The 16,150-nt window shown below is 42.4% G+C and carries 16 protein-coding genes; 3 read left to right on the forward strand and 13 right to left on the reverse strand.

What is annotated here, in order from left to right:
• Nucleotides 1–71 precede the first annotated feature (71 nt).
• Nucleotides 72–752, forward strand: coding sequence for a 6-hydroxyaminopurine reductase (gene yiiM / locus M1F05_RS00325; protein ID WP_206085216.1), 681 nt, complete (start codon nucleotides 72–74; stop codon nucleotides 750–752).
• On the opposite strand, the gene M1F05_RS00330 is transcribed toward yiiM, so the two are convergent.
• Both M1F05_RS00330 and M1F05_RS00335 read right to left on the reverse strand, forming a co-directional pair.
• On the reverse strand, nucleotides 749–2,377 hold the full coding sequence (locus tag M1F05_RS00330) for an ATP-binding cassette domain-containing protein (RefSeq protein WP_206085215.1): 1,629 nt from the start codon (nucleotides 2,375–2,377) through the stop codon (nucleotides 749–751). The two genes, yiiM and M1F05_RS00330, sit on opposite strands and share 4 nt — an antisense overlap.
• Complete coding sequence (locus M1F05_RS00335; RefSeq protein ID WP_206085214.1) at nucleotides 2,370–4,055, reverse strand: ABC transporter ATP-binding protein; 1,686 nt, start codon at nucleotides 4,053–4,055, stop codon at nucleotides 2,370–2,372. Before M1F05_RS00335 ends, M1F05_RS00330 begins: the two co-directional genes overlap by 8 nt.
• 171 nt (nucleotides 4,056–4,226) lie before the next feature.
• On the opposite strand from M1F05_RS00335, the gene M1F05_RS00340 reads away from it, so the two are divergent.
• Complete coding sequence (locus M1F05_RS00340; RefSeq protein ID WP_206085213.1) at nucleotides 4,227–5,132, forward strand: LysR substrate-binding domain-containing protein; 906 nt, start codon at nucleotides 4,227–4,229, stop codon at nucleotides 5,130–5,132.
• A 43-nt stretch (nucleotides 5,133–5,175) separates the two neighbouring features.
• Here M1F05_RS00340 and M1F05_RS00345 read toward each other — a convergent pair whose 3' ends face one another.
• Complete coding sequence (locus M1F05_RS00345) at nucleotides 5,176–6,051, reverse strand: pirin family protein (protein ID WP_206085212.1); 876 nt, start codon at nucleotides 6,049–6,051, stop codon at nucleotides 5,176–5,178.
• A 265-nt stretch (nucleotides 6,052–6,316) separates the two neighbouring features.
• On the opposite strand from M1F05_RS00345, the gene M1F05_RS00350 reads away from it, so the two are divergent.
• On the forward strand, nucleotides 6,317–6,994 hold the full coding sequence (locus tag M1F05_RS00350) for a hydrolase (RefSeq protein ID WP_206085211.1): 678 nt from the start codon (nucleotides 6,317–6,319) through the stop codon (nucleotides 6,992–6,994).
• 215 nt (nucleotides 6,995–7,209) lie between these two features.
• On the opposite strand, the gene trpS is transcribed toward M1F05_RS00350, so the two are convergent.
• From trpS to M1F05_RS00400, 10 genes are all read right to left on the reverse strand, one after another.
• Nucleotides 7,210–8,253, reverse strand: a complete 1,044-nt coding sequence (trpS, locus tag M1F05_RS00355; RefSeq protein ID WP_206085210.1) for a tryptophan--tRNA ligase — start codon at nucleotides 8,251–8,253, stop codon at nucleotides 7,210–7,212.
• Nucleotides 8,254–8,271: 18 nt separating this feature from the next.
• On the reverse strand, nucleotides 8,272–8,964 hold the full coding sequence (locus tag M1F05_RS00360; protein ID WP_206085209.1) for a phosphoglycolate phosphatase: 693 nt from the start codon (nucleotides 8,962–8,964) through the stop codon (nucleotides 8,272–8,274).
• Entirely contained in the window at nucleotides 8,961–9,635 is a 675-nt protein-coding gene (gene rpe / locus M1F05_RS00365; protein WP_206085208.1) for a ribulose-phosphate 3-epimerase, read from the reverse strand. The genes M1F05_RS00360 and rpe overlap by 4 nt, the downstream gene beginning before the upstream one ends.
• A 15-nt stretch (nucleotides 9,636–9,650) precedes the next feature.
• Nucleotides 9,651–10,553, reverse strand: a complete 903-nt coding sequence (gene dam / locus M1F05_RS00370; RefSeq protein ID WP_206085207.1) for an adenine-specific DNA-methyltransferase — start codon at nucleotides 10,551–10,553, stop codon at nucleotides 9,651–9,653.
• Nucleotides 10,554–10,635: 82 nt separating this feature from the next.
• Nucleotides 10,636–11,544 (reverse strand): SPOR domain-containing protein, encoded by a 909-nt coding sequence (locus M1F05_RS00375; protein ID WP_206085206.1) that lies wholly within the window; start codon nucleotides 11,542–11,544, stop codon nucleotides 10,636–10,638.
• A gap of 295 nt (nucleotides 11,545–11,839) precedes the next feature.
• Entirely contained in the window at nucleotides 11,840–12,928 is a 1,089-nt protein-coding gene (gene aroB, locus M1F05_RS00380) for a 3-dehydroquinate synthase (protein ID WP_206085205.1), read from the reverse strand.
• Nucleotides 12,929–12,975: 47 nt separating this feature from the next.
• The gene (gene aroK / locus M1F05_RS00385) at nucleotides 12,976–13,497 is read right to left on the reverse strand and encodes a shikimate kinase AroK (protein WP_047756505.1); all 522 of its coding nucleotides are present in this window, start codon (nucleotides 13,495–13,497) and stop codon (nucleotides 12,976–12,978) included.
• 506 nt (nucleotides 13,498–14,003) lie between these two features.
• A complete protein-coding gene (locus M1F05_RS00390) occupies nucleotides 14,004–15,059 on the reverse strand; it encodes a secretin N-terminal domain-containing protein (protein ID WP_206085204.1) in 1,056 nt (351 codons plus the stop codon).
• On the reverse strand, nucleotides 15,052–15,603 hold the full coding sequence (locus M1F05_RS00395) for a hypothetical protein (RefSeq protein ID WP_206085203.1): 552 nt from the start codon (nucleotides 15,601–15,603) through the stop codon (nucleotides 15,052–15,054). The genes M1F05_RS00390 and M1F05_RS00395 overlap by 8 nt, the downstream gene beginning before the upstream one ends.
• Nucleotides 15,596–16,150 (reverse strand): PilN domain-containing protein, encoded by a 555-nt coding sequence (locus M1F05_RS00400; protein ID WP_206085202.1) that lies wholly within the window; start codon nucleotides 16,148–16,150, stop codon nucleotides 15,596–15,598. The genes M1F05_RS00395 and M1F05_RS00400 overlap by 8 nt, the downstream gene beginning before the upstream one ends.

The following is a 16,150-nucleotide window of genomic DNA, read 5'->3' on the forward strand; positions in this document are numbered from 1 at the left end:
TTGATTGTTATCTCGATTGGCATTCTTTATGATAAGGGCTTCGTCACCAATTTATGTGGAGAGCGCCGCCCATGTCATTCTTACCCCAAGTCTTTATCGGTAAAGTCCAAGCAACGCAATCTTGCGGTCGAAGTGCGATTCATAAACATGCGGTAGATGGGTTATTGGCGTTGGGACAGCTTGGGTTAGAGGGCGATGAGCAAGCAGAAACACGTTTTCATGGCGGGCCTGATAGAGCGCTTTGCCACTATCCTCGTGACCATTATGAATTTTGGCTAAATGCGTATCCTGAACAAGACGATTTGTTTATGGCATCAACATTTGGTGAAAATATATCCACGATGGGAATGACCGAAGAGAATGTATTTATTGGCGATATCTATGCATGGGGAGATGCGCGAATTCAGGTTACTCAACCCCGCTCTCCTTGCTATAAGCTCAACAGCCTAACTGGTGTGGAAAACTTCGCTCAAATCATGCAAGACAACGGCCGTTGTGGGTGGTTATATCGCGTAATTAAAACGGGGAATGTCAGTGCTAATTCACCAATAACCCTATTGAGCTGCAACAGTGAGGTTTCAGTACAAGAGGCGATAATGATTGCATTTCACGCCCCTTATGATGAACAGCTATATCATAGACTCCTCAGTGCAGCGGGGTTATCTGCCAGTTGGAGCCTAACGATGCAAAACCGCCTCGATAATCATCGTATTGAAGAATTTAGCCACCGTTTATTTGGTAAACGGAGTTAGGAGTGACCGATAAATTGCTGGTACCAAGGCGTACCAGTCATAAGTTCCGCATGGCTGCCTTGAGCAATAATCTCTCCATCTTCCATATACACGATGTTATCTGCTAAACACGCAAGGTGAGGGTGATGGGTGACGACAATACGTGTTTGTTGTGTGGCCTGAGTAATGAGTTCAATCACTGACGCAGTATTGATGTTATCAAGGCTTGCTGTTGGTTCATCCATTAAAATGATGTCTGGATGGCGAAGAAGTAGCCGTGCAATACATAGGCGCTGTTTTTGCCCACCTGAAAGTGCCATACCACTCGCACCGACGTCTCGGTTTAAAAAATCAGGAATATCCTCAAAATTTAACCGTGAAAGCAGAGTGTTAACCTCTCGGTCATCAATATTAGGCTCTTCTAATGTTAGGTTTTGGCGTACATTACCGCGAAATAGCGCGCTGTTTTGCAATAAAACCCCCCGCTTTGAACATAATGCTTCTTGGGATAACTCCATCAGGTTTTTATTACCGTAACTGACGGCACCCTGAGTCGGATCTTGCAGACGAGCGAGTAAGCTTAAGAGTGTGCTTTTCCCTGCGCCAGATGGGCCAACGATGGCTGTGAAAGTATTATGAGTAAAATTGACAGTAAGATTATTTAAAATTCGTTTCTTTTCATCATTATAGAAAGATAATTGGTGGCAACGGATATCGTTACTTTCAGGTGCAGGGGCTCGATAGGGGAACGTTAATTCAGGGGTAATCAATGCGGATTCGACCTGTTTAATCGATTGTTTTGCTTGTCTTACTGATTGATTTAAATGCGAAAGAAGCCAAAGAGGTTCAATAAACCGAGCTAATAACACCATCCCAGCTAACCATAAGCTCAATGGCATGTCACCCTGGTTCATTTTTTGAATACCTAAATAAAATAAAGCGATAAAAATGATTTGTATAGTGCCTGAAAATAGTAAATGGAATGGCAAACTTTGGCGCTGTAATTGTTTTTGTGTTTGGTACTGTGACGTTAATGCACAGGTGAGTTGTTGGTGCTGTATCTGGCTTACCCCAGCTCGCCGGATTAGCGGCTGGTGGAGTGCAAATTGGTCGAGTTGGCGAATAACATCTTGTTCAGATGCATGGGTTTGTTGCTCAAAAAAAGCCATTTTTTGTCCGCAAAGGCGTAAGGTAAATAATAAAACCAACCCAACAAATAAAAGTATGCATCCAAAAATAGGTTGGTAGAGAAATACGCCTAATACGACAGTAAATGGCGTGATTAGTCCGCTAATTATGGGGTGCAATAAATGAGCGGGAACTGACATAATGTGTGAAACAGGCCCAGCCACTAGGTGATTGACATTTTTTATTGGCTGTAATGACAAGGGTAAGTGGCGAATTAACGCGTTAGCAAGGTAGCGCATCACTAATCCCCCCGCTAAATAGCCTTTTTGGGTGGCAATAAAGGTGATCATGACGGACATCAGACTGCATACCGTCAGTAAAGTCGTCGGTACTATGATGTCTGATGACCAACTGAAAATAACATATACCAGTAATAACCCGCAGATCCCATCTAAAATAGCCGCAAATACCATCCAAAAAATGGCGCTGCGCACCGTATACAATAAGGATTTAAGCATGGTTTTCCTCCAAAGCACGCAGTAATTGCTGATAATCCATTGATGTATTTGCTAAGTCTTCGTGGGTACCTTGGGCAATTAGCTGGCCTTCTTTCAGTAGCAAGACTCGATTAGCGAGGTTTAAGCTGCCTAGATGATGAGTCACTAATACGCAAGTTCTCGCGTCAGATTGCAGTAGTGACAATACTCGTTGAGCATTTTGTGGGTCTAATGCAGAGGTGGGTTCATCGAACAGCAATAATGGTGCAGGAGATAATAAAGCTCGGGCAATGGCGAGCCGCTGAGATTCTCCTCCCGATAACAGCATCTCTTTTCCAATCACACTATCGAGGCCTTTAGGGGATTGTTGCACCAGTGGCAATAAATTGAGGGCTTCAAGGTAGTGGTTCATGTCACTTTCTGTGGCGTGAGGGGCGAAAAGCTGTAAGTTTTCCCTTAGTGAGCAGGGCATTGGCTGCGGGTTTTGCATTACAATGGCAACTTGTTGATTTAACGCGGTTAACGAGAGTTCAGGTAACGGTATTTGGTTAAATAAAACAGTACCTTGTGAAGGGTCTAAAAAACGAGCCATGAGCTGTAATAATGTACTTTTTCCTGCACCCGAAGGCCCGACTATTATGATGAGTTCACCATTAGCAATATCGATATCAACTTGAGATAAAAGGGTTTTGTCACTAAGTACAACGCTAACTTGAGTCAGTTGGAGGTGGCAAGCTATAGTATCGAGCGTTTTTTTGCCGTAGTGCATTTCAGGCTCATTCAATAATTTTTCAATACGTTGTGAGGCACTGACCGCAAGGTTTAATGCATCAGCACCGTGCCCCATAGCTGCAACGGGTGTAGCTATGCTTTGTATTAATAAAATAAATAGAATAACTTGCGCGAGTGAAATGGGGCTGGGAAGCAATATCGCCCCCAAAACAACCCAGAAAGACAGTAAGGTGGCACTGATACCGATTTGGGTGAGTGAACTTAATGCACCAATTTTACCAATCCAACGCATAAAAGCGGTTTCAAAATCTTTCAGTGCGAGTGATGCTCGTTTTTGTATCCCTTGGTTTGGGTATTGCCTAGCGAGTAAAGGGTTATCGGCTAATTCAGCATATTGGCTATAGAAGTACCTTATGGTTTCATTGCGAGCGGTATATAAGTGTTGGTAGCGTGGTGCTTGCATTGCGCGGAACAAAAAAACTGCGGCAACTAAAGGGGTAAGGCAAAAAAGTGTGAGTAATACGTTTTGCCAGAGCAAAATGAGTATGGCAACAACGGGTACGATCATCAGTTTGGTGAGATCGGCAGGCGCGTGAGCCGTTAATTGGTGGAGATAGCGCACATCACGGTCAATCACCTGTGAAATACCCTCTCTCCCTTGCTGGGTGAAGTGATTTAAGGGTAATTTTCCTATTTTATCAATTAGTTGTAATTGAAGTTGGTGGCACAAACGGTTGTCTGTTTGGTGAGTGAGGTACATGGCGAGCGTTTGGCAAATTAACCAGCTTATTCCCCCAATGCAGGCGATAATGACCCAGTGGATATATTGATGAACGGGTGATACGGCAATTTGGCTGATGGCTACCCATGGTATGAGAGAGCAAAGACCTGCGATGGCTTGTAAAATCACAGCAACCAGTAAAATTGAGCGGTAGGGACGAAGCAATGTCCAAAGTGCGCGGTACATACAAACCTCCATAGCGAATCTATCACTGTAATTTATTTAGCTTTATTTAAGGGATTTAGTTGTTTTGCTGACCAGACTATTTGTTTTGTTTGCAGGGCAGAAAAGAGTGACGTTTCCTGTGTTTTGAGTAAGATAACGAAATGACATCGCAAGAGGATTGGGGAAAGTAAGATGCAATATGATTTAAATGACCTCTATTACTACGTCAAAGTGGTCGAACATGGCGGCTTTTCCCAAGCAGGTTTAGCATTAGGGATCCCAAAATCCAAGCTGAGCCGACGTATTGCTGATTTAGAGCAAAAGCTCAATGTTTCATTAATTTACCGCTCAACACGTCAATTTCATGTCACGGAAGTGGGGCAAGTATTTTACCAGCAGTGTAAAAATGTGGTGGATGAAGCGGAAGTTGCCCATGAATTGATTTGTTCTGTTCAGTCACACCCTAAAGGCACGATAAAGCTATCGTGCCCAGTTGCGTTATTACAAGTTTATCTCAACGAATTACTTATTGATTTTATGGTGCAATACCCTGATATCGATATACAGATTTTAGCCGTTAACCGCCCCGTCGATGTCATTAGTGAAGGGCTGGATTTAGCCCTTCGCGTGCGTTCATTACCGTTAGATGATTCAGGACTAATGATGAAAGTATTGGGGTATTCACGGCGAATATTGGTGGCTAGCCCACAATTATTTGCAGAGCAAGGTGCACCCGTTGAGCCTGAAAAGCTGGTGGATTACCCTATTTTGGCGAATACAGAACATTCACAGAATTACACACTGACCTTAAAAAATAGCGATGATCTCAGCTTTACGCAGCATTTCACCCCTAAATTGGCCACAACTGACGTGTTGACCTTGTACCGTGCGGCGTTGAAAGGTGTTGGTATTGCGAGATTACCTTATGGGGTGGTGGAAAAGGAAATTGCGTCGGGGGAGCTGGTGGAAGTGTTGCCTGAATGGCGTTTCCCTGAAGATATTATTCATGCGGTTTATCCGTCACGTAAAGGGTTACTGCCATCAATCCAATTATTATTAAATTATTTAGCAGATAATATTTCACCGTTAGTGAAATAAAAATCCCCCGATAGCCTAGTGCTACCGAGGGATAATGCGTTATTTATTGCGTTTCAGGAATACGACCAAATTTACCACTGTTGAAGTCATTTACCGCTTCATTAATTTCTTCCATGCTATTCATAACAAATGGGCCATAACCAACAACAGGTTCATCAATAGGGTCGCCGCTTAATAGCAACACCAATGCGTCTTCTGTTGCTTCTAACACAATGTTGCTCTGCGTATCATCAAGGATCATCAGCTCGCCTTCATTTAAGGCAGAACGCCCATCAACAAATATCGAGCCACGTAGCATCACTAATCCTACATTACGACCAGATTTAGTCTGAATACCAACTGTTTTGCCTTTATTGAGCTGTAAATCCCAGACATCTAATGGGGTAAAGGTTTTTGCTGCCCCTTTATGACCTAAGTAATCCCCTGCGATAACGCGCAGTGTGCCTGCGTCATTGGGCAGCGTGACGTTCGGCATCGTTTGGCTTTCCAGTAGCTGGTAGCCAGGTGCGGCAGATTTGTCTTTTGCAGGCAAATTGACCCACAATTGCACCATATCAAGGGTACCGCCTTTTTTCATAAAGTCATCAGACTGGTATTCTTGGTGCAAAATACCCGATGCTGCCGTCATCCACTGAACATCCCCTGGGCCAATGACGCCACCTTCCCCCGTAGAATCGTGGTGAGCGACTTCCCCATCATAGACAATCGTGACCGTTTCAAACCCACGGTGTGGGTGTTCACCGACGCCACGATTCGCGGCATCTGAGCTTGGGAATGCAAATGGCCCTGCTCTATCGAGTAGTAAGAAAGGGTTTAGGTATTTCCCGTGGTTGCTGTAGCTAAACATTGAGCGAACAGGGAAACCATCACCAACCCAATGGCTCCGTGGAGATTGATAGATGCCAATAATTTTTTTCATGGTGAGACTCCTAATTCTGTTTTGATGAGCCAATCATAAAGCAGTGGTAAAACGTCGAGTAGTAGCAAAAATAGGTTTCATTGTTCTAATAAAGGAACAATTAGGGTTAGGGGTATTGTTCTATTTATAGAATAGTGTTTATCAAAACTCGGACTACTCAGCCTAAAATCGATGAATTAATCTAAATAACACGAAAAAAGAGCGAGTATCGTTCTATTTTTCATTCTAAATAGATTTCTTACTTCATCGATTGAGAGGCTTTATTATGAGTATTCCAGCGAATTTTAATGGTCAGCGTCCTGTTATTAACCCAGATGATGCAGTGATGTTATTAATTGATCACCAAAGCGGGCTTTTTCAAACGGTCGGTGATATGCCGATGACTGAATTGCGTGCTCGCGCCGCGGTTCTTGCCAAAATGGCTTCACTGGCAAAAATTCCAGTGATTACTACGGCTTCTGTACCACAAGGCCCAAATGGTCCTCTGATCCCTGAAATTCACCAAAATGCACCACATGCCCAATATATTGCGCGTCGTGGTGAAATCAATGCGTGGGACAACCCTGAATTTGTTGCAGCTGTGAAAGCGACAGGCAAAAAACAGCTGATAATTGCAGGCACCATCACCAGTGTTTGTATGGCTTTCCCTGCTATTAGTGCAGTGATGGATGGCTATCAAGTTTTTGTTGTGATTGATGCATCAGGCACTTACAGCAAAATGGCGCAAGAAATTACGTTAGCGCGCGTGGTTCAAGCAGGTGTAGTACCGATGGATACGGCGGCAGTTGCATCTGAGTTGCAAGGAACTTGGAACCGTGAAGACGCGGCGGAATGGGCGATGGCGTACACACAAATTTTCCCTGCTTATCAATTGCTGATCGAAAGCTACAGCAAAGCGCAGGACGTTTTGAAAAATAATGAACAATTAGATTCAGAACGTTAGTGCGCGATGACACCCATATTTAGCTCACAAAATTAAATCAGCCCGCCTTTATGAATGATAAAGGCGGGCTATTTGCAATTGTATTCGACCTTTAATCTGTCGAAGTTGTGTAATAAGCACATCATTAATTTCATAAATATCTAATGATGTATTTAATGCGCTTATAAACATGGGGGAATAGTTTCCCCCATTGATCCCGATTTAAACGGTGAATACTACAGCTGAGGACGTTTTACAAAGCCAATCGCTTCGTACACTTTGTCCAAGGTTTCCTGTGCACGAGCAGCGGCTTTGGTGGCACCTTCATCCATAATTTGGTTCAGCAATGCTTCGTTATCACGGAACTCATGGTAACGCGCCTGTAAGCCTGTCAGCATCTCAGATACCGCTTCTGCAACGGCACCTTTAAGATGACCGTACATTTGACCTTCAAATTCTGCCTCTAATTCTGCAATTTTCTTACCTGTCACACCCGCCATGATATCCAGCAAGTTGGAAACACCAGGTTTGTTTTCTAAATCATAACGAATGCGAGGCGGCTCTTCAGAGTCTGTCATGGCACGTTTGATTTTCTTCACAACCGATTTTGGGTCTTCAAGTAGTGCAATGACGTTATTGCGGTTGTCATCAGACTTGGACATTTTCTTGGTGGGATCTTGCAGTGCCATGACACGTGCACCGCCACCTGTTGGGATGAACGGATCTGGAACTGTGAAAATATCACCATAAATGGCATTGAAACGCTGTGCGATATCGCGGCTCAGTTCGAGGTGCTGTTTCTGGTCGATACCAACAGGTACTTGATTAGTTTGGTAAATCAAAATGTCCGCCGCCATCAATACGGGGTAATCAAATAAACCTGCGTTGATGTTTTCGGCATGGCGCGCTGATTTGTCTTTGAACTGCGTCATACGGCTTAATTCGCCGAAATAAGTGTAGCAATTCAGTGCCCAGCTGAGCTGTGCATGTTGTGGCACATGGGACTGTACGAAAATAGTACTTTTTTTCGGGTCAATGCCACAGGCTAAATAGAGCGCAAGGGTATCGAGGGTTCTTTTACGCAGTTCGACTGGGTCTTGGCGAACGGTGATTGCGTGTTGGTCAACGATACAGTAAATGCAGTCAAAATCATCTTGCATCTGTACCCACTGACGTAATGCACCCATGTAGTTACCGATGGTTAATTCACCGGAAGGCTGTGCGCCGCTGAATACGATAGGTTTCTGGGATTGCTTTAGTTTTTCAGTGGGAGTGCTCATTTTAAATTATGTCCTTGCTTATTTTATTTCAGATAAACCGATTGCAGGTAATAGGCCTGAAAAATGGGTTAACACGCAGTCAGGTTCAGTCAATGCAATAGATTCACCATAGTTATAACCGTAGGTCAGACCGACACACGGGCATTCAGCGTTTCGCGCTGCGATAATATCATTACGGGAATCACCGACAAAAAGCAATTCTTCTTTGCGTAAACCGAAAATCCCCATTGTTAAATAAAGGGGAGCAGGGTGCGGTTTTAAGGCTTTAACATCATCGCTGCCTAGCACAAGGGAGAAATAGTGGTCGATATTCAGTTTTTTTAGCAGTGGGGCAATGAAGGGAGTTGCTTTGTTTGTCACAATTCCCATTGGTAGCCCATGTTTTGCCAACTGTTCGAGCGTTTCTCTGACTTCAGGAAACAACTCGCTGCCTGTTGTGACAGACACGGCATAATATTTATCAAAGCTTTGGCGAGCTTGTTTTTGCAAATCAGGGGTGATGGTGGCATTAGCCCAAGTGAGCGCCCGTTCAACTAAGACATCGACACCATTACCAACCCAAACTGAGACGCGTTCTTTGCCCGCAGGGGGGAAACCAAAATCGTTTAGCATGTTGTCGATGGCTTCTGCTAAGCCACCTGCACTGTCAACAAGGGTTCCATCTAAATCGAAAGCAACGGCTTTGATATTCTCTAATACAACTTGAGTCATTGAGATACCTTTTGTAATTCAACACGCATTGCATCGATAACGGTTTTGTAATCTGGTTGATCGAAAATAGCCGAGCCTGCGACAAACGTGTCGGCACCCGCTGCGGCAATCTCTGCGATATTATTCACTTTCACTCCGCCATCGACTTCCAAACGAATATCATAACCACTTTCATCAATTAATTTACGGACTTGGCGCAATTTATTGAGGGTTTGTGGGATAAAGGATTGGCCACCAAAGCCCGGGTTAACCGACATCAGTAAAATCATGTCTACTTTGTCCATTACATAATCAAGGTAGCTCAGAGGGGTTGCTGGATTAAATACCAGGCCCGCTGTACAGCCGCTTTCTCTGATTAATTGCAATGAACGGTCAACGTGATCGCTGGCTTCAGGGTGAAAGCTAATATGTGTTGCTCCTGCTTTTGCGAAATCAGGAATGATTCTGTCGACAGGTTTTACCATCAAATGCACATCAATTGGTGCGGTAATACCGTAATCACGCAATGCCTTACAAATCGGCGCACCAAAAGTCAGATTAGGAACATAATGGTTATCCATAACATCAAAATGCACGATATCTGCACCTGCCGCGAGAACCTTGGCGGTATCTTCGCCTAAACGGGCAAAGTCAGCAGATAAAATAGATGGGGCAATGAGGAAGTTTTTCATTATTGTCTCCGAGTATTAGTCGTTATCTGAGAGCCATTCAGCGCTAGGTACAGGTTGTTGCGTTTTTTTCTTATTCGTTTTTCTAGGAGAAAGGCTATTAAGTTCATTCGTATATAAAGCCAGTAATTCATTGACTTTACTACGGTTTAATATATTTCTACTAATGGTGCGACGTACTTTAACAATATGCAATTGAGCTTGATGATACCACTCTCTGGTTGAGGGGGTATCATGATTTGATATCAACACAGGGATTTTGCTTTCTGTTGATAGTTTATGTGCCAAAATCGCCAAATTTTGTTGTTCTAGCGCACTAAATGAATTGGTGTGGTAAGCCGTAAAATTAGCGGTCTCAGACAGTGGTGCATAAGGGGGATCGCAATATATGACGGAGCCCTCCCTTGCATTTAACAAGGTTTCACCATAGTGCTGGGTGATAAAGGTGGCTTGTTGCGCTTTTTCGGCAAACCACAAAAGTTCTTCTTTGGGGAAGTAGGGTTTTTTATAGCGGCCAAAAGGCACGTTAAATTCACCCTTTGAATTATAACGGCACAAACCATTATAACAGTGGCGATTTAAGTATAAAAAAAGCACGCTGCGCTTTTCCGTATCATCGGAGTTATTAAACGCTTCGCGCATCAAATAATACTGTTCTGAGGTATTAAATTCAGGTGTGAAGATGCGCTGGGCTTCTTCAATAAAAAAGTCAGTTCGGTGTTTAACTGTATTATAGAGATTGATGAGGTCACTGTTGATGTCTGCCAGTATGTATGAATTATAACTGGTATTCAAAAACACTGACCCTGCACCAACAAAAGGCTCAATTAAGCAATCGCCTAGTGGAAGGTGTTTTTTAATTTCTTCCACTAGGGGGTATTTACCCCCAGCCCATTTTAAAAAAGCGCGTTTTTTTTTCATGCCGTCTTATTATTACAATCGTTTAGAGTAACTGCATTTCTACTCTGTCAGGACAACATAATGCGCCCGGGGGAAAACGTTGTTATTTTTGATCCTGTTTGACTTGTTTCATATTTCTCACCCACGGTTTTTTCGCTTGAACAGCAGCAGGTAATGTCCCTATTGCATTTTTTGCGTCAGTGACTGAATTATAGTTACCGTGAATAAGAACATACCAAGTTTGCCCATTACGAATAGTTTTATAAACTTTGTAGTTGGCAAGTTTGTTTTCTTTTGCAAAAGCTTCTAATGTGTCTGAACGGCTGGCGCTACTTAATTGAAGCGTATAGCTTCCAGCAGGTGCAGACATAACATTACTGCTTTGATTATTGGTCGTTGCAGCGGCTTTTGTAGGTTGCTTCGGTTGAGCTGGTTGTTTCGGCTCTACCGTTTTAGGCGGTGTTCTTTCTGGTGTCACAGGTTTTACCGTTGGCTGTTGCTCAACAGGCTTCATAACAGGTGGGTTCAGTGGTGTCACATTCTGTGGCTGCGTTGTGTCTGGTGTAGAGACCTGGCCTTGGTTTAAGGCGTCAACAACATCACCTGGAATTTCGATTCGCTCACCTAAACCATTTGGCTGCGTTTGGCGCTCACCTTGGGTTGGGGTTGGTGTGATTTGTGAACCCGTAATTTCTTGGGCTTGTCCTTGCTGGGTTTGACCTTGAGAATTAGTCAACGAGGAAGAACCCGATAAATCAATGTTTTGCCCACTATTATTACTGGTTGTTTGCTGACGTTCGTGTTCTGTCGGGGCTTTTAATGCAGAACTGATGGCAATAATCAGTAGTAATAAAACAAGTACACCGACACCAATCATGATGTGCTGGCGTGATAAGGCAATTTTTGGTTTTACAGCCGTCGATTGACGAGAACGCCCTGTTGGCCTATCTGATGTATCTGGCCTAAGGTCATTTTGACCTTGTGGCTGGTTATCTGGTTTAAATTCGTCCATTTTCCTCTCCCGAATAAAATTTGCCCATAGTAGAGATAAAATGTCTCTTATCAGTACAACCTATAACGACCAAATAGAGCTTTATTGCTCACTTTTAAAGCATAGATTCTTTCACGATACCATACTAACCCGAATGGTATTTTTTGTATGCTTTTTTGAAGTTCGTGTAGAGGCGTAGGCATACTGTATAATTTAACGACTTTGAACTGCATCTACCAGTAACATTTTAAAACACCAGTATAAATTAGGCATTTTCTTTGTTTTTGGCGATGCACAAGGCCATTTTGTCATAATTTTATGGTGTACAGGATGTTATTGCGGCAATTACCGTTTGCGAATCAAGATCTGAACGCATTTCTGAGTGCCCGATAGTGGTTGGTAGGATTAAGTGTAATTTTCCCCCCATCACTTTTTTATCACGCATCATATGCGGTAGGTAATCATCCGGCTTCATTTGTGAAGGGCCTTTGACTGGGAGTGAGGCGCGTTCTAACAGTGTAATAACGCGTTGTGTTTGTGCTGGCGTTAATTGGCCAATCAATTCAGCGGTTTTAGCCGCCATGACCATTCCCGCAGCGACGGCTTCACCATGTAACCAGACACCGTACCCCATATGTGCTTCGATAGCATGGCCGAAGGTATGGCCTAGGTTAAGTAATGCTCTAAGGCCACTGGTTTCTTTTTCATCGGCAGCCACAACTTGTGCTTTGAGTTCACAGCAACGGCGGATACAGTAAGCCATTGCTTGGTTATCCAGAGCAACCAGTGAATCAATATTGTTTTCCAACCAAGTGAAAAATTCACCATCAAGGATGATGCCATATTTAATGACTTCAGCGAGGCCAGAAGCTAGCTCTCTTGGTGGGAGTGTTTTTAAGCAATCGAGGTCGATGACAACAGAGGCAGGCTGGTAAAATGCCCCAATCATATTTTTCCCTAATGGATGATTGACTGCGGTTTTACCGCCGACAGAAGAATCTACTTGAGATAGCAATGTCGTTGGAACCTGAATAAAGCGAACACCACGTTGATAGCTTGCAGCAGCGAAACCTGTCAAATCACCGATAACGCCCCCACCAAGAGCGATGAGGGTAGTATCGCGGTTATGGTGTTTTTCCAGTAATGCAGTAAATACATCATTCATAATAAACAATGATTTATACTGTTCGCCATCGGGTAGGGTGATGGAATCCACTTTGACACCAGAAGCCTCTAGAACACGTTTTATCTTCTCAAGATAAATGGGTGCCAGTGTTTCGTTTGTCACTATCATTGCTCGTTGACCTGCAGCTAATGGCCAAAATGCACCTGTTTGGTTATATAACCCAGGGGCAATATTGATTGGATAACTGCGTTCGTCCAGCGTAACGGTGACCTTTTCCATCTTGTTCTACCTTGAATTCATTACTGACAAAATAACACGATGATAAATTAGTTTTTTTCTAACATTTCGATGATTTGGCTAGCAACGACTTTGGCGCTTTGTTCATCCGTATGAATAGTAATATCTGCGATTTCTTCATACATAGGGTTGCGTTCGTCAGCCAATTTCTCGAGTACTTCACGCGCAGGTTCATCAACCTGTAGCAGTGGTCGTTTTTTATCACGTTGTGTACGAGAAAGTTGCTTCTCAATTGTGGTTTCGAGATAGACAACGACACCGCGAGCGGATAAACGGTTACGGGTTTCTTTAGACTTAACAGAACCGCCACCTGTCGCTAATACAATGCCTTGTTTCTCTGTGAGTTCATTGATGATTTTTTCTTCGCGATCACGAAAGCCTTCTTCGCCTTCAAGGTCGAATACCCAGCCGACATCCGCGCCGGTGCGTTTTTCTATCTCGTGATCAGAGTCGAAAAACTCCATATTAAGCTGTTGTGCCAACTGACGGCCAATAGTGCTTTTGCCAGCGCCCATCGGTCCAACCAGAAAGATATTGCGTTTCTCTGCCATGTTTTTTGGTATTACTACGATTATTCGTTAATGAACCCGCCCCGCCAATAAAAAATTAGCAGCGGGACCTAAACTGAAACCTCATTAGTGATGATGTGAGATCAGATAGGAAAATTATCTCAACACATCAACTAGGATTGCAACTATATAAATGTGGCACTAAGCGAACAAAGTGCCACATTTTCAATTACAGGTTTCTATATTTGAGCCGTCGTTATTGCCTAATGCATTGTTTAGCATGGTCTTTAACAGATTTAGAATACCATTAGGTGCATATAATTTCTGTTAATTGTAGAGCAAAATTATTGTGGCTGTTTTATAAGCGACTGACAGCTTGTTCTTTAATCTAAGGATAGTTAGAACATTCAATGGATAACCTTGTATGCTAAAACGACGTCAGCGTCAAATTTATCCGGTAGGTTTATGGCATAAAAAAAGTTTTTTTTTGTGCACTTTGACTTATTGTCTATTCAACTAATTGAAGTATAGATGTTATTTTACTCATACTAAATATTGATAAGTTTTGGTGTAATAAAAACGACAAGAACCCGTCTGTCGATATGTTCTGCGCTATTTGTAAACAATGCTCCTAAAAGAGGGACATGAGAAAGGAAGGGCAGACCCGTTTGTGTTGTTTCTTGTTTTTGCTGAAAAATTCCACCCAATATTAGGGTTTCATTATTTTTAATGGTGACTGAGGTGGCGATTTCTTGTTTGTTTATCGCTAAATGGTGATTTTGACTGCTAGTGAGCGCGGTATCTGGCGAGTTATGGCTAATTTTTAGGTTCAACTCTACTTTTTCATCACGGATAATCGTGGGTGTTACATCCATACCTAAGACAGCATCCTTAAATTGTACATGGGTCTTCTTTTCACTACTGGTGACATAAGGGATTTCGGTGCCTTGCTGGATGCTAGCGGCTTTTTGGTGTGAAGCCATGAGACGTGGGCTGGCAATAATAGATAATAAATTTTCTTTTTCTAACGCATTGAGCTTCATTTCAAGTAAACCTTCGCTTAGTTTTAAGACGTTAAATGAAAATTGCCCAGGTGCAAAGTGGTAGCGATTATAGCGATTAAGCCGGCTGTGTGTTGTATTGCCTGCAAGTAATCCCCATTCAAGGCCTAACTCCTGTAGTGCCGTTTTACTACTACTAATAATATGCGCGGTGATATGAACTTGTTGTTGAGGTAAATCTTTTTGTTTTATCCATTCTTCAATGAGTGTGAGGCGTTCTTGGCTATCTTTGATGATCACGCTATTTGTTGTCGCTTCGTGATGAATGGTTGCGTTTTTTGACAATAAAGCTATCTCGGGCTGTTTTAGTAATTGGTGAACCTCTTGCGCTTTTATTGAGACTAATTTGAAAATTTTCTCAATCAAAACCTCGTTATTGGTCTCTAAAGGTAAAGAATGTTTGGTGGCTTGAGGGGAAATATTTTCCTCAATTGGCAATAGTGGGACAAAAGGGTCGCGAATTTGCTCTGCAACAGCAGAGCTAAACATGAATATCAAAAAAACAGTTATTAGCCTTACAGCGGGGATTAAGGTGTTATTCATGGCCATTTTCATCCTTGAGAGTGGTTAAATGAATTATTGATGACAGTGTCATTGAAGCAACCAATAAATTTTTTTTCGGGTTAAGGGTGACCTCTGAGTAATGCCATTTATGGGGAGAGGGCGAGGAAATCAGCTTTTGAATAAAATGATAGATATCGGTGAAGCTGCCTTGTATTTCCATAAAATAACCTTCGTTGTTATTTATAGGTTGAAGCTTATTGAGTGTAACGGCGGACTGACTCATGAGTGCATTAAAATGCGAAAATAGTGCTAGAGGGCGGTTATCAAACACAGTGTGTTTTTCAATATTTTCAATTTGTTGTGCTAACTGATAGAGTGCAGGCAGTTGTTGAATTCGTTGTTCTTCCTTTTGAATGTAGTCAGATAAATGAGTTATTTCATTTTCTAATTCAATAAGTTGTATTGAAGACTTTTCCCAATAAATAAAATAGCCCGCAAATAGAAACAACCCAATAAAGACAACAACGGGTAAGGTTTGTCGCCAAAAAGAGCGATACCAAAAGGCATGGAATGTTTCATTCATTTGCCTCTCCTTGATGTTTTGCTGAAATGTGCAGACTATTTAATTGCTGATTTCGGCTGAGTTGTTTTAATTGAATTTCACTTAAATTTTTTTGGTTTTCCAGTTGTTGGCTAAAAAGAGCCATATTTTGAAAGTCATAGCTATTAGCTTTGATATTAAGTTGATCATTAATTAGCTGAAAAGAGGTCAGCCAGCTTTTTGACGGCGTTATCGTTGGTAAGCTACGCAGTAAAACCAGTAGTGCACGGTTGTTTTGTTCGATGACTTTATATTTGTTTTGTTTTTCCATTAGCTGGTTTAATTGAGCCTGTTGATGCGCTATCTTCAGGCTTAATTGCTGGATTTGCTGGCTTTTTTCTTGTGTACTATATAGTGAAACTTGTTTGTTATTAATGTTAATTTGTTGAAATATATATAAAAAACAACAAGCAGTAAGTGTGGAGCAGCACAGTGCGCTAGTGAAAAGAATAAACTCACGTTTTTTTTTCATTATTTTTTGTTGCCGCCAAGGTAAAAAATTGACTTGGTATAGATTTGTGTTTTTCAT

The sequence above is a fragment of the Providencia sp. PROV252 genome (assembly GCF_033676005.1).
GTDB classification, from domain to species: Bacteria; Pseudomonadota; Gammaproteobacteria; order Enterobacterales; family Enterobacteriaceae; genus Providencia; species Providencia vermicola.